Source organism: Hyalangium ruber (assembly GCF_034259325.1).
In the GTDB taxonomy this organism is placed as follows: Bacteria; Myxococcota; Myxococcia; order Myxococcales; family Myxococcaceae; genus Hyalangium_A; species Hyalangium_A rubrum.
In genome coordinates this window covers 422,805-440,687 of sequence record NZ_JAXIVS010000006.1, presented here as the reverse complement: position 1 = coordinate 440,687, position 17,883 = coordinate 422,805, and the positions used below count along the sequence as shown (strand labels likewise).

The 17,883-nt window shown below is 69.8% G+C and carries 15 protein-coding genes; 5 read left to right on the top strand and 10 right to left on the bottom strand.

Features of this window, described 5'->3' with window-relative positions:
- Positions 1–178: 178 nt before the first annotated feature.
- From SYV04_RS19880 to SYV04_RS19870, 3 genes are read right to left on the bottom strand one after another with little or no spacing between them, the layout of a single operon-like run.
- Positions 179–979 carry an ABC transporter permease subunit gene (locus tag SYV04_RS19880; RefSeq protein ID WP_321547411.1) on the bottom strand — a complete coding sequence of 267 codons (801 nt, stop codon included), beginning with the start codon at positions 977–979 and terminating at the stop codon, positions 179–181.
- A gap of 2 nt (positions 980–981) precedes the next feature.
- On the bottom strand, positions 982–1,899 hold the full coding sequence (locus SYV04_RS19875; protein ID WP_321547410.1) for an ABC transporter ATP-binding protein: 918 nt from the start codon (positions 1,897–1,899) through the stop codon (positions 982–984).
- A complete protein-coding gene (locus SYV04_RS19870) occupies positions 1,896–4,094 on the bottom strand; it encodes an ArnT family glycosyltransferase (RefSeq protein WP_321547547.1) in 2,199 nt (732 codons plus the stop codon). Before SYV04_RS19870 ends, SYV04_RS19875 begins: the two co-directional genes overlap by 4 nt.
- Positions 4,095–4,616: 522 nt before the next feature.
- Between SYV04_RS19870 and SYV04_RS19865 the strand changes: the two genes are divergently transcribed.
- Positions 4,617–5,933, top strand: a complete 1,317-nt coding sequence (locus SYV04_RS19865) for a hypothetical protein (protein ID WP_321547409.1) — start codon at positions 4,617–4,619, stop codon at positions 5,931–5,933.
- A gap of 12 nt (positions 5,934–5,945) precedes the next feature.
- Positions 5,946–6,860, top strand: coding sequence for a hypothetical protein (locus tag SYV04_RS19860; RefSeq protein WP_321547408.1), 915 nt, complete (start codon positions 5,946–5,948; stop codon positions 6,858–6,860).
- A gap of 6 nt (positions 6,861–6,866) precedes the next feature.
- On the opposite strand, the gene SYV04_RS19855 is transcribed toward SYV04_RS19860, so the two are convergent.
- The 3 genes from SYV04_RS19855 to SYV04_RS19845 are packed head-to-tail and all read right to left on the bottom strand — an operon-like array spanning position 6,867 to position 10,772.
- Entirely contained in the window at positions 6,867–8,378 is a 1,512-nt protein-coding gene (locus tag SYV04_RS19855; protein ID WP_321547407.1) for a hypothetical protein, read from the bottom strand.
- Positions 8,375–9,157, bottom strand: coding sequence for an outer membrane lipoprotein-sorting protein (locus SYV04_RS19850; RefSeq protein ID WP_321547406.1), 783 nt, complete (start codon positions 9,155–9,157; stop codon positions 8,375–8,377). Before SYV04_RS19850 ends, SYV04_RS19855 begins: the two co-directional genes overlap by 4 nt.
- Before the next feature lie 10 nt (positions 9,158–9,167).
- Positions 9,168–10,772 (bottom strand): rhomboid family intramembrane serine protease, encoded by a 1,605-nt coding sequence (locus tag SYV04_RS19845; protein WP_321547405.1) that lies wholly within the window; start codon positions 10,770–10,772, stop codon positions 9,168–9,170.
- A gap of 173 nt (positions 10,773–10,945) precedes the next feature.
- Here SYV04_RS19845 and SYV04_RS19840 point away from each other — a divergent pair, with 173 nt between their 5' ends.
- Both SYV04_RS19840 and SYV04_RS19835 read left to right on the top strand, forming a co-directional pair.
- Positions 10,946–12,691, top strand: coding sequence for an FHA domain-containing protein (locus SYV04_RS19840; RefSeq protein ID WP_321547404.1), 1,746 nt, complete (start codon positions 10,946–10,948; stop codon positions 12,689–12,691).
- A 66-nt stretch (positions 12,692–12,757) separates the two neighbouring features.
- The gene (locus SYV04_RS19835) at positions 12,758–13,351 is read left to right on the top strand and encodes a response regulator (protein WP_321547403.1); all 594 of its coding nucleotides are present in this window, start codon (positions 12,758–12,760) and stop codon (positions 13,349–13,351) included.
- A gap of 10 nt (positions 13,352–13,361) precedes the next feature.
- Here the strand turns inward: SYV04_RS19835 and SYV04_RS19830 are convergent, their stop codons facing one another.
- From SYV04_RS19830 to SYV04_RS19820, 3 genes are all read right to left on the bottom strand, one after another.
- Complete coding sequence (locus SYV04_RS19830) at positions 13,362–14,132, bottom strand: enoyl-CoA hydratase/isomerase family protein (protein WP_321547402.1); 771 nt, start codon at positions 14,130–14,132, stop codon at positions 13,362–13,364.
- A 19-nt stretch (positions 14,133–14,151) separates the two neighbouring features.
- Positions 14,152–14,364, bottom strand: a complete 213-nt coding sequence (locus tag SYV04_RS19825) for a biotin/lipoyl-binding carrier protein (protein WP_321547401.1) — start codon at positions 14,362–14,364, stop codon at positions 14,152–14,154.
- Positions 14,365–14,433: 69 nt separating this feature from the next.
- The gene (locus SYV04_RS19820; protein ID WP_321547400.1) at positions 14,434–15,783 is read right to left on the bottom strand and encodes an acetyl-CoA carboxylase biotin carboxylase subunit; all 1,350 of its coding nucleotides are present in this window, start codon (positions 15,781–15,783) and stop codon (positions 14,434–14,436) included.
- Positions 15,784–15,967: 184 nt separating this feature from the next.
- On the opposite strand from SYV04_RS19820, the gene SYV04_RS19815 reads away from it, so the two are divergent.
- Positions 15,968–16,315: a hypothetical protein gene (locus SYV04_RS19815; RefSeq protein ID WP_321547546.1), complete on the top strand. Its 348-nt coding sequence runs from the start codon at positions 15,968–15,970 to the stop codon at positions 16,313–16,315.
- 15 nt (positions 16,316–16,330) lie between these two features.
- Here the strand turns inward: SYV04_RS19815 and ftsZ are convergent, their stop codons facing one another.
- Complete coding sequence (gene ftsZ / locus SYV04_RS19810; RefSeq protein WP_321547399.1) at positions 16,331–17,557, bottom strand: cell division protein FtsZ; 1,227 nt, start codon at positions 17,555–17,557, stop codon at positions 16,331–16,333.
- Positions 17,558–17,883: the final 326 nt, after the last annotated feature.

Sequence of the window (17,883 nt, the reverse complement as noted above, 5' to 3'; positions counted from 1 at the left end):
TTCGGACCGCGTCACCCAAAGAACCCACGCCGCCGCGTATTCCATACGAATAGCGGCCAGGGCGATTACACGCTCGCCCTTCGGTGGGACTGTCTCTGCCCGCAACATGCCAGTTTCACTGGGAATTGCCTAGCCGACCGAGCAGGCGCACGTCCCCTGTGGCCGGCCCGGGCCGCGATCAGCCCCACCGGCTGAGGAGCCGCTCGCGATCCAGCAGGCGGATGCTGGCCACCAGCAGGATGACATCCAGCAGGAGCACCACCGCGCCCTGCACCGCGTAGTAGACAAAACCGGCGGTGAGCCAGCCGGCCACCTGGCCTCCCACGAGCCCCACCAGCGGCAGCACCACGATGGCGGAGAACTGCTGGGCGGTGCGCGCCTCGGACACGCGCGCGGAGATGAGCACCGCCACCCCGTTGCCGAAGAAGGCGAACAGCGGCGCCAGCACGAAGACGCCGAACGTCCACAGCGTGTTGGGCATCAGCGGCCCCTTCACCAGCGGCCAGGCGACGATGTCCACGCCGATGCAGAAGACGAGGAAGGCGAACCAGGAGATGCCTACCGCGGGCACCAGCGAAGCCAGGCTCTTGCCGGCCACCAGCTCCGCGGCCGTCACCGGCGAGGCCAGCAGCGGCTCCAGGGTGCGCCGCTCCTTCTCCCCCGCCACGCTCTGGGAGGAGATGAGGATGGGGACGAAGACGGGCATGACCAGGAACATGCCGAACCAGTCGGTGAGCGTCTTGTCGATGAGGAAGCGCGCGCTGCTGGTGCCCAGCGGCAGGTCCTTCGAGTAGTAGAGGGCGATGACGCGCAGGTTGGGGTCGTCCGGCCGCACCGCGTACGCCCACACCACGCCGATGGGCACCAGCACGAACACCAGGGGCAGCACCATCATGGACAGCAAGAGCCCCACGTTCTTGCGCAGGTCCAGGAAGTCCTTCCAGAAGACGGCCAGCGCCCGCTTCGGTCGGAACGACATGCTCACACCCTCCCCTGGCGGATGAGTTCCAGGTAGACCTCTTCGAGCGGCCGGTGCGCGGGCACCGCGCTGTGGACCCGCGCCCCCGCCGTCACCAGACAGGCCAGCACATCCGGCGCCTGGGCGCTCTCGGTGAGCATCACCTTGAGCTGGCTTCCTTCGGTGAGCACGTTGAGGGCGAAGGGCAGCTGCGCCAGCGCCGGACGGAAGCGCTCGGCCTCCCCTTCCACGCGGATGTCCAGGGCCAGCCCCGCGTGGCGCAGCTCGCCCAGCGGGGCCAGCGCCAGCAGCCGGCCCTGGATGACGGCCACCCGCGAGCAGAGCCGCTCCACCTCCGCGAGGTTGTGCGAGCACAGCACGATGGTGCGCCCCTCGGTGGCCAGCTCCGCCACCGCGTCGCGCACCGTGCGCGCCGACTCCGGATCCAGCCCCGAGGTGGGCTCGTCCAGGAAGATGACCTTCGGGTCGTGGACCAGCGTGCGGACGATGGCCAGCTTCTGGCGCATACCCTTGGAGAAGCTGCCCACGGGCTCGTCCTCGCGCCCCTCCAGCCCGAAGCGCCGCAAGTAGATCTGGGCGCGCGGCCACGCCGCGGACTCCTCCAGCTCGTGCAGCTTGATGAAGAAGCGCAGGTTCTCGCGCGCCGTCAGCCGGTCATACAGCCCGGGCTGCTCGGTGAGCAGCCCCACCGTGCGCCGCAGTTGCTCACCCTGGGTCCGCACCGAGAAGCCCCACACCGAGGCCTCGCCCTCGGAGGGCTGGAGCAGCCCCGTGAGCATCCGCACCGTCGTCGTCTTCCCGGCGCCATTGGGGCCCAGCAGCCCGAACACCTCGCCGGGGTGGACCTCGAACGAGAGGCCCTCCACCGCCGTGCGCGAACCGAAGCGCTTGGCGAGCCCTTGGACGCGAATGCCACTCAATCGATGGTCACCAGGATGAACTTGTTGTTGATGTCGCGGTCGATGACGTTGACCTTCTTGTCCGAGCCCACGGCGCTGATCAGCAGGTTGAGGCGGTTGTGCTCCACCAGGGCCCACTCGCGGCCGGGCTGGGCGGCGTAGTTGCGCATGCGCGTGTTGGCGTCTCCGCCGCGGAACTGCTCCACCTGGTTGCGCGAGTAGAACGTCTCCCCGCGCCAGTTCATCATGAACGCGGCGATGGGCTCGCCCTCCTGGTGCTGGCGCCAGTAGCGCCAGAACAGGTCACGCTGCGTCCAGTGGTGGGACAGGTCCACCCAGTGGTTCCAGCCGAACCAGATCGCGAAGCCGGCCGCGAACAGCCAGAAGCTGCCAAAGAGCATGCCCTTGGCGCGCTTGAGCGCCGCGAGCACGCACAGCGTGCCGGCCACGGTGAAGGCGAAGCCCAGGCCCTTGCGCACGTTCACCGGCTCGCTCAGCACCCTTAGCAGCGCGTCGGTGCTCACCGGCTTGGTGAAGCCACGCCAGGCCAGATAGCCGCCCGCCACCACCCAGCCGCCCGCCAGCAGCCAGTCCCACAGGCGATCCTCGGGCTTCGCGCGAAGAGCCAGCCACGCGGACCAGCCCGCCACGGCCAGCAGGCCCACACCCGTGAGCCCCAGGGCGGACACGCGCCCATCGAGGATGACCACGCCCAGGGTGACGGCCGCCGCGGCCACCAGCATGACCGCCGCCAGGCTCGAGGTCCGGGTGCGGTCCTTCGCGCCGAGCGCGTCCACGCCAAGGATGAGCGCCAACCCCGCCAGCACCACCCCCACCATGTCGCCCATCCACAGCGGGCGGGAGCGGAACATCGTGATGGGCTTGTTGATGAGGTCCACCGGGTAGGCCCGGTCGTAGTTGTAGACGAAGAGGTCGGTGAAGTTCTTCGGGGTCTCCGCCAGGTCCTTGCCGACCAGGACGAAGAGCACCAGCCCGAAGATGAGGCTCACCGCGTGCTCGGCGGGCCCGTCCTGCCACAGCCGATCGATGAACAGCGCGATGAGGACGGCCAGCCCCGGCAGGATGGGGAACACGTAGTGGTGGAACTTGGTGGCGCTGGAGGCCAGCAGCCAGAAGGTGAAGGCCACCCACAGCACGGCGATGAGCGCCAGGTGGTCCGCCTTGGAGTCGGAGCGCAGCTTGAGCCGCGCCACCACCGCGAAGGCGCCCGGCAGCAGCGCCACCCACGGGAAGATGGCGTAGCCGCCCTGCTCGATGAAGTAGATGAAGGTGCCGCCCGGCGTGGTGGTGTGTACGCCCGCGGTCAGCCGGTTCAGGTGGTCGTGGATGAAGAAGCGGTAGAAGAAGCCCTTGCCCTCGTCATCCACCCCGTCGAAGAGGCTCAGGGTGAGGTACCAGGGCACGGCCACCGCGAGGAACACCAGGAAGCCGGTGCCCAGCCGCATCCGCAGGAGCTGGCCCCACAGCACGGGCATGGGCGCATTGCCCTCGCGCACCTCCCGGCGGAACTTGCGCCGCAGCAGCCAGCGCAGGTGGATCCGGCCGGCCTCCCAGCTCCAGGGGATGACGGCCAGCACCGCGTAGAGCGCGAGGATGACGGCCGGCAGGACGCCCAAAAGGCCCTTGGCCAGCACGGACAGGCCCATGAAGACGTAGAAGGCGTACCACCAGGCCGTGCGGTGCCGCGTCGTCTCGTCCAGCTGGCCGATGAGCGCGCACGCCATGGCGCACACCATGGTGGTGACGAAGGGCGTGTCCGTCACCGTCTGCCGGGTGAGCAGGAAGTAGAGCGGCATGGTGGCCAGCACGAAGCCCGTGGCCAGCCCCGCGCGCCGGCTCACCACCCGCGACACCGCCAGCGACAGCAGCGTCACCGCGGCGATGCTCAGCAGGGCGAACGGCACTCGCATGCCCCACTCGGTGTAGCGGGCCAGCTCGCCCGCGTGGCGCACCGAGCCCACCACCTTCATCCCCAGCGCCTGTAGCCACATCGTCAGCGGCGGCTTGGAGAAGAACCACGCGTTCTCCCACCAGGGGAACACGTAGTCGTTGCGCTCCACCATCATCCGCGCCACTTCGCCGTAGTGCGTCTCCCAGGGGTCCCACAGCCCCACCGCGCCCAGGTAGGGCAGGAACAGGAACGAGGAGAACGCCGCCATCAGGCTCACCACGCGCAGCGTCACCGGCACCTGCATCCAGCGCTTGACCCAGCCCTCCTCGTAGAGGTTCTTGCCGAGGAGCGTCTCGACGAACGACTCTCCTTTTGGCGTGGGGGCCTGCTGGGCCGAGACGGGCGGCTGCGGCGCCGCGGGCGGCTGGGCCTCGGCGGACGGGGGCGCCTCGGCCGGCGCGGGTGGCGCGGCCTGCTGAGGCTCCGCAGGCGGGGACGGCTCTGCCGGCTGCGGCGGGTCTACCGGCTGCGGCGGCTGCGCCGACTGCTGCTGTTGCTCTCCGTCATTCGCCACGGAAAAGAATGCCTCCGTCTGGATCCAGCCCGCGAACGACGGGCCGCGGACTTATATCCCCCGCCCCGTCCCGGGTCGACCTCTGCCGAGTGTGTGCTCACCGCGTCACGGTTGGCGTGCAGTGTGCCGAGGGCTGCACAGCACCAGGGCACCAACCCCGCGAAAGCCCGTTGTCCAGGCAAGGGCACGCCGTTTGAAGGGTCCCCCCGGGGCTGGCCTCGCCCGAGCCGGGGCCGAGACGTGGGAGGCGTGATGTTCATCCAGGTAGCAGCGCTGGGCTGTGCCCTGCTGCTCTCGCAGGTCGAGGGCACGACGGACACACCCCAGGCAGAGACACCTCAGCAGGAGCAGAGCCCCACCGGGCAGACGCCGGACCTACCCTCCACGTCGGCTCCCGACCTCTCGGAGGACGACCCACCGGGTTTCACGATGACTCCGGAGGAGCCACGTCCCTCGCTGCGCTATGACCAGCCGGTGGTGTGTACCCGGCTGCCTCCCACCAAGGAGGTTCCCTCCGGGGAGTACCGGATGCAGTGCGACCCGATGACGCGGCGGTGCCTCATCGCCCCCAACTCCGAGCTGGACCCGGACGGCGTGGAGACGGACCGGCCCCTGCTGCGCGCCTCCTTCTGCGAGCGCTACGAGACCAGCGCCGCCACGCGCACCCGGGAGGGCTACCGCTTCGTCCCCTCCATCGCCGAGGCCCCGCCGGGCTGGTACCGCGACGAGCAGGGCCGGGTGATGCAGTTCAACTTCGACCTGCACCGGCGCATCTGGCTCGGCGGCGCCTGGGCGCCCCTCTTCCGCGGCGACGACGTCACCCGGGACCGCATCCGGGTGGACTTCGGCATCCAGACCGAGATCCCCGGCGGAGAGGAGGACCACCGGCTGCACCGGTTCACCTTCCTGGAGACCGAGCTGTACCTCGGAGAGCCGAGCCTGGACGTGACGCTGCTGCGCTACGACTTCAACGTCGAGCGCCGGGTGCCGCTCTTCCGCGTCACCACGTTCTTCGGCAAGCCGCGCCGCTGGGACCTGGGGCTCAACCTGGGGGCCTGGGTCGAACTGCTGCACCAGGAGAGCATCGAGCGCGGAGACGCCGAGCTGAGCCTGCTCACCTGGGGCGCCATGCACGGCACGTTGGACCTGTGGCACTCGCGCGACTTGGTCTCCTATGTGCGGCTGCGCGTGGGCCCCGGCATCGAGCGAGACCGGACGCACGGCATCACCACCCTGGTGCCCACCGCCGCGCTGGAGGGTGACATCACCCTGGACACGGATGGCTTCCACCACCTGCTCTTCTCCGTCGAGGCGGAGAAGGTACTGCTGGCCGACCGGGTGGAGGGCCGTCCGCTGCGCCCCGAGCGCCTGAAGTTCCGCGCGGGCTACGAGCTCATCCTCCTGGCCATCAACGACCAGCCGGTGAGCCTGGTGGTGGATGGGCGGGGCGGTTGGCGCAACGACTTCCCCAACCTGGACCCGACGTGGGAGTGGTCCGGCCAGGCGGGCCTGCGTGTCTCGCTGTGGGCGCCGGCACGTCGCAGCGCACCGCTGGCCAGCGCTCGCTAGGAACTCGACGGCATGCTCGCGCTCGGCCTCGCCACCCTGCTGCTCGCCCTGCCCCCGGCTCCCGGGGGGACGGCGGCCTCCGCGCCGCAGGTCCCCGCGCGGGCCGAGGTGGACCCTTGCTCTGGGATGGACGACGAGGGGCGGCCCTTCCCCACCTGCTTCGACCCAGGCAATGCCCTGCTGCTGGGCACGGGGCTGCGGGTATGGGATGGGCGGGCGGACCCCACGCTGCACGCGGGCATCCTCCTGCGCACCGAGCGGACCAGCCGGAGCAAGGGCATGCTCTGGTTCAACACCCATCGCCTCCTCGTCACCGAGGCCACGCCGAACTCCACGCGGAGGGGGCTCACCACCACCTTGTATGAGGGCACGTTCCGCCGTCACCTGGAGGAGGGCTTCATCCTCATTCCCACCTCGAAGCCCATTCGCATCCCCTTCCCGTTCGACGTCACGCTCGCGGTGCGCGCGGGGCACCTGGAGCGGCGCACGTGGGAAGGGCCGGGGCTGACGGTGGAGACCGGGCGGGCGGCGCTGCTGCTGGACCCCATCCGCTCAGTGACGGGCAGGCTGTGGCTGGGCTTCGGCCCCGCGGCGAGCCACTCGCTGCGGCGCATGCCGGACGGTGAGCTGGAGCAGGAGCTGTCGCCCTTCACCTCCGCGCTGGTCGAGACGGGGTACGAGACGGAGGACGGCTGGTGGACGGTGCGCGCCTCGGGCCTGGGGGGATGGATCAACAGCTTCGAGGGAGGGCGACGCTTCCGTGTCCGCGCGGACGCGAGCCTGGAGCGCATCCTGTTCGCCGTGAACGACCAGCCCCTGTGGCTGCAGGCCTATGGCACCTACACATATAAGGATGCGGGGCTCGCGCGGCGGACGGAGTGGGCCGTGGGCGCCCGGCTGCTGGTGCGGACCTTCAGCTCGCTCTGAGGCGGGCTACAGCGTCAGCCGGACCGAGCCGAGGAGCTGATCGTTCCGCCCGAAGTACCCCAGGGGGCTGTAGGGCTTGCCGGCATAGACCTCCGCCGCGAGCCCCACGCTCAGCCGCTCGGTGACGCGCCAGTTCACCCGAGGCGCGAGCGTGAAGGAGCGCTGCACCGGCTCGAAGGTGCCGCGAAGCCCCAGCTCCCAGTCGCCGCCGCTCAGGGTGTAGGTCGCGTCCGCCACCAGCAAGTGGAAGAAGGTGGTCCGGGGCTGCCCGCGCGCGGTGCCCGGCTCCAGCAGCACGAGCAGCTCGCCCGCCGCCACGCGCGGCACCGCCAGGCCCAGGTAGGTGACGGAGTAGACGAGATCGGAGTCCTCCGCCTGGGACACGCCCAATACCCAGGTCACCGAGGGCTTGCGCAGCGGGCGCAGCCGCTCGTCGGTGAAGGTCTGCGCGGGGCTGAAGCCCACGTCGAGATCGAGCTGGACCGTCTCCAGCAGGGCCGTGGCCTCCACCCCGAATACGTGCTGTCGCGCGTAGCGCCCGGTGACGAGCGTCTCTCCCGAGCGCAGCCGCTCCTGCACGGACAGCAGGAGCGCGGTATCGGGGGTCTCGCCACGCTCCTGGGCGCGCAGCAGGGCCTCCAGCTCTGGATCCAGCTCCACCTGCGGCAGCTTCTCGTTCCCCCACACCCAGGAGCCGCCCACGCGGACACCGCCCAGGTCGGAGGTCACCCGCAGGCCCACGTCCCCGAGGTACGGGAACGCCTGCGGCCGTTCCGTCTCCAAGAGGCGGGGCTGCAGCGCATCCTCGATGGAGGAGTCCACCGAGAGGGGCAGTCCCTGGCCGAGGCCCGGTTGAACCAGAGCCTCGTCCTGGCCGAAGACGTTGTAGCGGTGCGGGGTGAAGAAGGGCACCCAGGCCACGGTGAGGGAGAGCGGCCCCACCGAGCCCAGCGCCCGCGCCGCGAAGACGGGCAGCTTCGTGTCCTCCGGCTCGGTGAGCGCGAGGCTCTCGCGCAGGTCTCTCGGGTTGAGCACGTCGGTGGGAGCAAAGGCCGCGTTCGCGCCAAAGGCCAGCGTCTGCTGCCCCACCCGGAAGTCCACGCGCGGCGTGTAGAGGTCGAGGAACGCCTCTCCTAGCGTGGGCTCGAAGAAGGCCTTGGCGCGCTCCAGCCCGTCTTCCGCGTTCGCGCGCCAGAGGGCTCGCCCTTCGACGAGCAGCCGCAGCGAGGGGCTGAGCTTCACGTCCGTGGCGAGCGCCGCCCGTCCCCGCCCATCCACCACACGCTCGGAGAGCCCATCGCTCCGCTGAGGCTCGAAGCCGGTATCCACACCGGCCTGGAGGCGCAGGCTCCCACTCACCTGAACCGTGGGGCCCGCCACCGGCGTGGAGGCAACCTCTTCCAGGGGTGGCGGAGCGGGCTCGAAGTCCTCGATGGCCCCTGGCGTCCCAGCGTCCTCTTCGGTGGCCAGCGCGCTCGCGGACAGGAGCACGAGCACGAGCGCGAGCGTGCGACTCAACCGCGCTCCAGCGCCCGCTCGGTGAAGGCCTCCTCCCCCAGCTGCGCCTCCTCCAGTTGGAGCACCTCGAGGGTCGTCACCGAGCCCGTCTGCAGGTTCTCCATGGAGGAGCGGGAGGCGATGACGCGGTCCTTGAACTTCTTGAGCTGGGCGGCCCGGTACACCTTGAAGGGCTTGCCCTCCTTGTCGGTGTACTCCACCTGAGTGGGGACATAGGTCTCCTGGTCCACGTAGACCTTCACCTCTCCATAGGGAGAGTCCGGCCCCGCCTTGCCAACGAGCACCCAGGCCAGGCGATCCAGCACCTTGGACTCGCCCACCTTCTTCATCGCGTCATCCGTCTCGCCGCCCGTGCCGCCGAGGTCCGCGTAGGAAAAGTCCGTGTCCATGAAAGACTGGCCGCGCTGCGTGCGCGCCACCTTCCGCACCCGCTTGAGCTTCGGCAGGTACAGGGAGATCTCCGACGCCTCGCCCTTGGCACCCTCCACGGTGAGGACGGCCACGCCCGCCACCCCCGCGGGCTGCTGGAAGCGCACGAGCGAATGGGTGCGCTCGCCGATCTTCCGCGCCGTGGTGGTCAGCACCTGCTCCTTGCTCTTGCCCCCCTTGCTCGCGGTGGTGAGCTTGAGCTGGGCGCTCAGGCCCAACAGGTTGAGAGCACCGCGCTCGCGGCTCTTGCGGGCGATGTCCGCCGCGGACTCCTCGGCGCGCGCTGGCAGGAACGCGAGCAGCGCCAGCACCAGGGTCAGACGGCACAGGGGAAGTGAGGCCTTGCGCATGCCCCTGACTCTAACGGCCTCCCGCCTCCACCGTCGCGCGAAGAGCGGCCTCCGCCGCGCGCAGCCGCGGATCCAACGGATCCACGCGCCGAGCCTCCTCCAACCGTTGCAGTGCCCGCGCCATATCTCCTCGCGCCAGCTCGCACCGCACCCCCGCCTCGAGCGCCACCGTCACCGTCGGCCCGTACACCAGCGCCTCCTCCGAGGCGTGGCAGCCCTCCTCCACATGCCCCGACTCGAAGAAGGCCCGCGCCAGCTCCACCCGCGTCTCCACGCGCGAGGGGGCCAGCTTCACGGAGGCCAGGAGCGGCTCCACGGCCTCCGCCGGTCGCCCCCACCGCCGCAGCGCCGCGCCCAACGTATGAAGCGGCTCCCCCACTCCCGGCACGAGCAGCGCACGCGCCCGCGCCTCCCGCAGCGTGGCGGGCTCCTCCAGCCGCAGCTCCGCCGCCATCCGCGCCACCACCCGGTCATAGCGGGGAAAGGCCTCCGGCCAGGTGAAGACGAGCTGGTAGACGAACTCCCCGCGCGGCACGAAGAGCGCCATCACCTGAAAGGAGCCCTCGGGCCCGTGCAGCCGCCCGCGCACCCGCTGCGCCCGTCTCCCATGCACCCAGGCGGGCTCCGGCCCCCTCACGTCCCGAGGCTGTCCCTCCGGAAGGGAGCCTTGAGGCGAGAGGGTCGTCTCCATGAAGCGCCGGGCCTGCAGCTCTCCGTCCCCCGGCTCGCCCGCCTCGATGGCCTCCGCGGCGAAGCTGGCGCGCCCCAGGCCCGGCAGCCCGTTGGAGAAGGCCAGCCGCCCCAGGCGATCGGCGCCCTGGCGCCAGCTCCCCGGCATCGCCACCGAGACGCCGAACACATCATCCCGCTCCACCCGCCACGAGGAGCGCCCGAGCACCCCCACTCCCGAGAGGACCAGCGCCACGACGGCCACGCTCCCCGCGCGCAGCAGCCCTGTCCTCCGCGTCTCCTCCACCAAGAGCTTCCGAGGCACCAGGAAGAGCCCCACCAGCAGGCCCGCCGCGAAGCCGCCCAGGTGCCCCGCGTTGTCCACGCCCACCGAGGTCCACCCCATCCAGAGGAAGACCAGCACCGTGGGCAGCACGCCCTCCCCCGCCATGCGCCGGGCCAGCGGAGACAGCAGCGCGCGGTGCCGACGCCCCAGGACGATGAGCGCCCCCACGCACCCGTACGCCATACCCGAGGCGCCCACGCTCACCTCTTCGGCCCACAGCAACGAGCTGGTCATCGTCGCCAGCCCCGAGGCCAGCAGCAGCGCCGCGTAGTCCAGCCGCCGGTACGCGCTCTCCAGCACCGCGCCCACCGCCACCAGCACCAGCACGTTGAGCCCCAGGTGCGCCCCATCCCGGTGCAGCAGGTTCGCCGTCAACAACCGCCACGGCTGCCCCGCCTCTGTAATGAGCGGACCTACCTTGGCGCCAAACCGCACCATGGCGTCTACATCGAGCGGGCCCGCGGCGGCGGTGAAGGCGTAAGCGGCCAGGTTGATCAGCGCCAGGCCCAGCGTCACCCACGGCAGCCGCGCCAGCAGCCCTCTGTCATCGGGCCCGGCCTCGACTTTGCCGAACGGGGGAGTTGACGCTGGGGGACTCACGCGGGTTGGATCTCCTGCTGCCCTCCCAAGGAGCCGGGCAGTTCGGCCACCTGTCGGATGGACAACGGTGCCGACTTCCCATCAACAATCCGAAAAAGCCCTTTCGTTTGGAGGGGATGCATGCCTTGTAACGGTTCAGCCCCTTCTGCTATAGCTGTAAGCGGATCCGACCCGTGCTGAAGCTCATCATCGAAGACGACGAGGGGCGCAAGACCGTTGTTCCCTTCGCCCGCGAAGAGATCACGATCGGCCGACAGGAAGGCAACACCATCCGCCTGTCGGACCGAAACGTGTCCCGCCGCCACGCACGCCTGCTGCGAGTCAACGGGCATGTCGTGGTGGAGGATCTAGGCAGTTCCAATGGGACGCGCATCAACGGCGAGCGCATCAGCGGGCAGTCGACCGTCAAGGACGGCGATCTGATCCAGATCGGTGATTACGATCTGGCCCTGCAGAGCGAAGCGGCCGCCGCCGCGAGCGCCTCCCGTCGCCCGGCTGCCAATGACGAGCCCAGCGATCCTCACGGCTCCGAGCCGGAGACGGAGCTGGAGACGCCCGTCCAGGAGGAAGAGCCCGCCGCCGCGGGCGCCCCTGGGGACGCACGTCGGCACTCCACCTCCATCATCCGCATGGACCAGGTGGAGTCCACCCGGACGCGCAAGGTCCAGGAACTGGAGGCCGAGGACGCGCCCCGGCTCGTGGTGGTGAGCGCCGAACTCAAGGGCCAGGAGTTCGCCTGCATCCGCACGGAGATGCGGATCGGCCGTACCGATGACAACGACATCGTCATCGACCACCGATCGCTGTCGCGCACCCACGCGAAGATCGTCCGCGAGGACAACGGCGAGTGGCGCGTCATCGACATGCAGTCGGCCAACGGGCTGACCGTCAACGGTGAGAGCTACGCCCAGGCCTCGCTGTCCAATGGGGACGTCGTCGAGCTGGGCCATGTGAAGCTGCGCTTCGTGGCGGCAGGAGAGGCAGCCGGAGCGATCGCTTCCGGAGGCCGCTCGAAGCTGCCGATGGTGCTGGGCCTGGTGGGCCTGCTGCTGCTCGGTGGCGGCGCCATCGCCTTCGTCCTCAAGCCCGAGCTCTTCAAGGGCTCCAGCACGACGCCCCAGCCGCCTCAGCCTCCCGAGACCGTCCAGCGGGATCCGCAGCCGGAGCCCCCTCCGGACGAGCCTCGGCAGCCGGATCAGCCTCCGCCCACCGAGCCGCCCCCCGCCAATGCCGCCGCCACCGCGGCAGCCAACGCCGCCAAGGCGCTGCAGGCGCGGATTCAGAGCGCCGAGGCAGCCCTGTCCGAAGGCAAGCTCGACCAGGCCGAGGACGACCTCAGCCCCGTCAAGAAGCCGGACGGCTCGTGGCCCGAAGAGGTCCAGCCCCTGCTGACCCGCATCGAGGCCGAGAAGAAGGTCGACCAGGAGCTCACCGCGGCTCGCAAGGCGCTCGAGGCCAAGAAGCTCGACGAGGCCGAGCAGGCGCTGAGTCGCGCCGCGGCCACCACGGTGTTCGTCGCCAAGCGCGATCAGCTCCGCGCCGACATCGAGGCGGCGCGCAAGGCGACTCCCCCCAAGGTGGTCGAGGCGCCCAAGCCTCCGACGCCGACTCCGCCCAAGCCGCCCCTGGGGCCCTCGGCGGAGGAGCAGGCCAAGACCGCGCAGGAAGACGCGCTGAAGCTCTGGAACGCCAAGCAGTACGACCAGTCCCTGGTGCTGGCCTCCAAGTGCGCGGAGCTGGATGACAAGAATCCCAAGTGCCACAAGCTGCTGGCGGCCCTGTACGCCCGCCTCTCCAAGCCGGACAAGGCGGCCGAGCACTACCGCAAGTTCCTGCAGCTGGCCCCCAACGACCCCAGCGCGCCGAGGGTTCGCGAAATCCTGAGCAACTACGAGACGTCCAAAACGACCCCTCCGTAGTACCGTGGGTCCCGGCTTTGGCCCGGACCTTCAACCGAGTCTTTCAACCTCAGGCGAGGAGACGCTGTGCAGATTCGCATCCTGGTGGTCGATGACGAGCAGGACAACTGCGACTACCTGAAGCTGGTGCTGACCCGCGAGGGCTACGAGGTCATCACCACCACGGATCCCACCCAGACGGTGGACATCCTGCGTGGGTCGGACTTCCACCTCGTCATCCTCGACATGATGATGCCGCAGATGTCCGGCACCGAGGTGCTCGAGCTGATCCGCAAGTACGACACGGACATCGCGGTCATCGTCGCCACGGCCTACCCCACGGTGGACACGGCGGTCGCCTCGCTCAAGGCGCAGGCGTCCGACTACGTGAAGAAGCCGATGGAGCCGGACCAGTTCATCACCGCGGTCCGCAACGCCCTGCAGAAGAAGGGTCTGTCGCAGGACCCCGAGGCGGACCTGCACCGCGCCATCGGCCGCGTCATCCGCGACGCGCGCAAGACGCAGGAGCTCACGCTCAAGCAGCTGGCGCGGCGCACCGGCCTGTCCGTCTCGCTGCTGTCGCAGATCGAGCGCGCCGAGTCCTCGGCCTCCATCTCGTCGCTGTACAAGATCGCCTCCGCGCTCCAGCTGCGCATGGGCGAGCTGTTCGGCGACACCTGAGCGGGGCGCCTCAGCGGCCCTGGAAGCGAGGCGAGCGTTTCTCGAGGAACGCCGCCTTACCCTCCTTGAGGTCTTCACTCTGGAAGGCCGCCGTGCGCAAGGCCCTGGCCCGCGACAGCTGCTCCTGCGAGAGCGTGTGCTGGCTCATCAGCCCCAGCACTTCCTTCATCCCGGACACGGCCAGGGGCGCGTTGGCGGCCAGCGTGCGGCACAGCTCCAGGGCGCCGTCCTCGACCCGGTCGGCCGCGTAGCACTCGTCCAGCAGCCCCCAGGCGAGCGCCGTCTCCCCATCCACCTTCTGCGCGGTGAGGAAGATGGCCTTGGCGCGGGCCACGCCCACCAGCCGCGCCACGCGCGACATGCCCTCCACCGAGTAGACGACGCCCAGCCGCGCTGGAGGCATGCAGAAGACGGTCTGCGGCGTGCCCACCCGGAAGTCGCACGCCGAGGCCAGGTCGAAGCCCGCGCCGAAGGCAGCCCCCTGCACCTGGGCCACGCTGGGCAGCGGGTGCCGCTCCAGGCGGGAGAGGAACCCCATCAGCGTGTCGTCCGGCAGCCGCCCGTCGCCCGTGGGCGGCCCGAGCACCGTCAGGTCATAGCCGGAGCAGAAGGTGCCGCCCGCCCCTCGCACCAGGAAGGCGCGCACGTGGGAAGGCACCGAGAGCGCCGCATCCAGCTGGTCCAGCATCTCGTCATCCAGCGCGTTGCGGCGCGTCGGGTTGACGAGCGTCAGGACGCGGATGCCGTCCTCCCGGTCCTCTACTTCGACAGTCGACTCCATGCTCCCCCCGCGCGCGGGCCTAGCCGAGCACCACGAGGACATCGCCCTCGTTGACCGGCTGGGACTCCTTGCAGCGGATCTCCTTCACGGTGCCGTCCTCGGTGGCCTCCACCGGCATCTCCATCTTCATCGACTCGAGGATGACGAGGGTTTCCCCGGAGGAGACCTTCTGGCCCACCTTCACCTCGATCTTCCACACCGTGCCCGTGATGTGCGCCGCCACGTCCGCCATGTGCTGTTGCCTCCTCGCGCGCCCTCACGGCGCCGAAGTGTTGGAAGGGTCCGCTCTGCCGCGCGCAGCCTAAGGCTTCGCGTGGTGCTCCAGGAAGCGCGTATCCAGCTCGCCGGCGCGGAAGGCCGGATCCTTGAGGATGCGCAGGTGCAGCGGGATGTTCGTCTTGATGCCTTCGATGCGGAAGGACTCCAGCGCCCGGATGGAGCGCTCGATGGCCTGCTCCCGCGTGTCACCCGAGACGATGAGCTTGGCGATCATCGGATCGTAGTTCGGCGTGACGGTGTTGCCCTCGGCGTAGCCCGAGTCCAGGCGCACACCCTCGCCCGTGGGCGGCACGAACACCTTGAGCGGCCCTGGGGACGGGAAGAACTTCACCGGATCCTCCGCGTAGATGCGGAACTCGAGCGCCGCCCCGCGCCGCTTCACGTCCTCCTGGCGCACCGTGAGGCGCTCTCCGGAGGCGATGCGCAGCTGCCAGCCGATCAGGTCCAGCCCCGTGGTCAGCTCCGTCACCGGGTGCTCCACCTGGAGCCGGGCGTTCATCTCGATGAAGTAGACGTTGCCCTCAGAGTAGAGGAACTCCACCGTGCCGGCGTTGGCGTAGCCGAACGCCTTGGCCGCTGTCACCGCCGCGGTGAACAGCTTCTCGGTCAGCTCCGCGTTCTTGCCGCCCGCGAACAGCGGCGAGGGCGCCTCCTCCACCACCTTCTGGTGGCGCCGCTGGATGGAGCACTCGCGCTCCAGGCAGTGGATGAGGTGGCCGTGGTGGTCGCCGAGGATCTGCACCTCGATGTGACGCGGCGCCGGGAAGTAGCGCTCCAGGTAGACGCCCTCGCGGCCGAAGGCTGCCTTCGCCCGGTCCGTACACTGGCGGTAGACCTTCTCCAGCTCGGCCGGATCCTTCGCCGCGGCCATGCCGATGCCACCGCCGCCGCCCGCCGCCTTGCAGAGCACCGGGTAGCCGATGCGCTCGGCGCCCGCGAGCGCGCTCTGCACGTCCGGCACCACGTCCTCGCTGCCGGGCACCACGGGCACGCCCGCGGCCGCCACCAGCTTGCGCGCCTGGCTCTTGTCCTTCATCCGCAGCATGGCCTCGGGCGGAGGGCCCACGAAGACGATGCCGGCCTCCTTGCACGCGGTGGCGAACTCGGCGTTCTCCGAGACGAAGCCGTAGCCGGGGTGTACCGCCTCGGCGCCCGTCTTCTTCGCCGCCTCGAGGATGGCGGGGATGTTCAGGTAGCTGTCCTTGGCGGGCGCGGGGCCGATGCGCACCGCCTCGTCCGCCTCCTTCACGAAGGGCAGCTCCGCGTCGGCGTCGGAGTAGATGGCGACGGTGGAGATCCCCATGCCTCGGGCCACGGCACCGATTCGGCGGGAGATCTCACCCCGGTTGGCGATGAGCAGCTTCTTGAACATGGCTGGCACCCTGGGCTCGGAAGGCCGGCCAACCTAATCCCCGCCCCCAGGCCTGACAAGCGAGCAGGCGAGGGCTCGTCACACCTTCGTACAGGCCCGCACAGCTCCGTCGCACCGTTGCGGCGGCCCTCGGCCCTGGCGTACCTTGCGCCCCGTGAAGCAGAACGACACAGGTGCGGGAACGGTGCTGGATCTCCTGGGTGCTCGGCGCGAGCGGCGGCTGGAGCTGTACCGCGCTCGGCTGGCGGACCGCATGGCGGCCAACCGCGTGGCGCTGGAGACTCTCTACCAGGGCGGTACGCTCTTCTCGCCGCAAGGCACGCAGATGGGCCGAGCCCTGCTCAAGGCGCGGCAGTTGCTGCAGCGCGCCACCACCCTGGTGGACCTGCTGGCCGGTGAGGGCGTGGTGCCTCCCCCGCGCCTGCCCGAGCGCATCGAAGAGGTGTACGAGGAGCTCGACACCCTCTTCTCGCGCAGTGACGCGCTCTCCGGCCGGGATGAGGCGAGCGTGGCCCGCCTCCCCCGCGGCTAGCGCAGCCCTACTCCCTTACGGCATCTCCGTCTGCCCCTGCCGACGCAGGAAGGTGGGGATGTCGAACTGATCCTCGTCCAGCGGCAGCGCCGCGTCCTTCACCACCGCCGTGCGGGTGCTGAGGGCCTTGTTCTCCGTGGAGGACATGGAGCGGCTGCCGGCCTTGGCGGGGACCAGGCTGGCCACTTCCTCGCGGGCGGCGCTGAGCACCGAGGGCGCCGGGCGGGTGACGAGCGGCACCGGCGTGGGCGTTACCGCCACCGAACGGGCCTGCTGACGCGCCGCCTCGCGGTGGACGAAGCCCGTGGCGATGATGGTGATCTTCACCTCGTCCTTGATGTCCTCGTCGATGAGCGAGCCGAAGATGATCTCCGCCTCGCCGTCGGCGGCGTCATGCACCAGCGTGAGGGCCTCGTTGACCTCCTGCAGGGTCATGTCGCGGCCGCCAGTAATATTGATGAGCAGGCCGGTGGCGCCGTCGATGGAGATGTCCTCCAGCAGCGGGCTGGAGATGGCCTGCTGCATGGCGTTGAGCGCGCGCTGGTTGCCCGAGGAGCGGCCGGTGCCCATGAGCGCCAGGCCCTTGTCGCTCATGATGGTCTTCACATCCGCGAAGTCCACGTTGATGTAGCCGTGGTACTGGATGAGGTCCGAGATGCCCTGAACGGCGTTGAGCAGCACCTCATCGGCGCGCTTGAACGTCTCCAGGAGCGGCATGGGCTCGGTGGAGAGCGTCAGCAGCCGCTGGTTGGGGATGGTGATGAGGGTGTCCACCGCGGCCTTGAGCTCCACGAGGCCCTGCTCGGCCTGCTTGCGGCGCTTGTTGCCCTCGAACAGGAAGGGCTTGGTCACCACGCCCACCGTGAGGCAACCCAGGCTCTTGGCGATGTCGGCGATGATGGGGGCGGCCCCCGTGCCGGTGCCACCGCCCATACCGGCGGTGACGAACACCATGTCCGCGCCCTCGAGCACGGCGGCGATCTGCTCCTTGGACTCCAGGGCGGCCTCGCGACCCATCTCCGGGTTGGCGCCCGCGCCCAGGCCCTTGGTCAGCGTCTGTCCGAGCTGCAGCCGCGTCGGAGCGTTGTTGGCGGCCAGCGCCTGGACGTCGGTGTTGGCGGCGATGAAGTCGACCCGTTCCAGCTTGGCCATGATCATCGTGTTGACCGCGTTGCACCCCGCCCCGCCCACGCCAACAACACGGATCTTCGCGGCCTGCTTGTTCTGCTCGAACTGGTCCATGGTGATCCTTTCGGCGGAAAGCGCGCACCGCCGCACGCGTTCGCCAAGGCCACCAATCATCAGCAAGTCGGGATCTTTGGCAAGTATTCCGCTACTCGCCTGTAGCACGACGTTGTAGCCCCGAGTCCTGACAGGGACTTACGCGCGACCTGAACATCTGCTCCGTATGGCGCGGAGATCCCACGCGCCATCTTGACTCAGGATCGCGACTTCATCTCAGCCCGGCGCGACACCTGCCCTGCCCCCGGAACGCGACCGCCCTGACGGCAGCGCCCCGGAGATCCACCCCGAAGCGCGAACCGCAGGGCGGTCGGCGAAGACAGTCT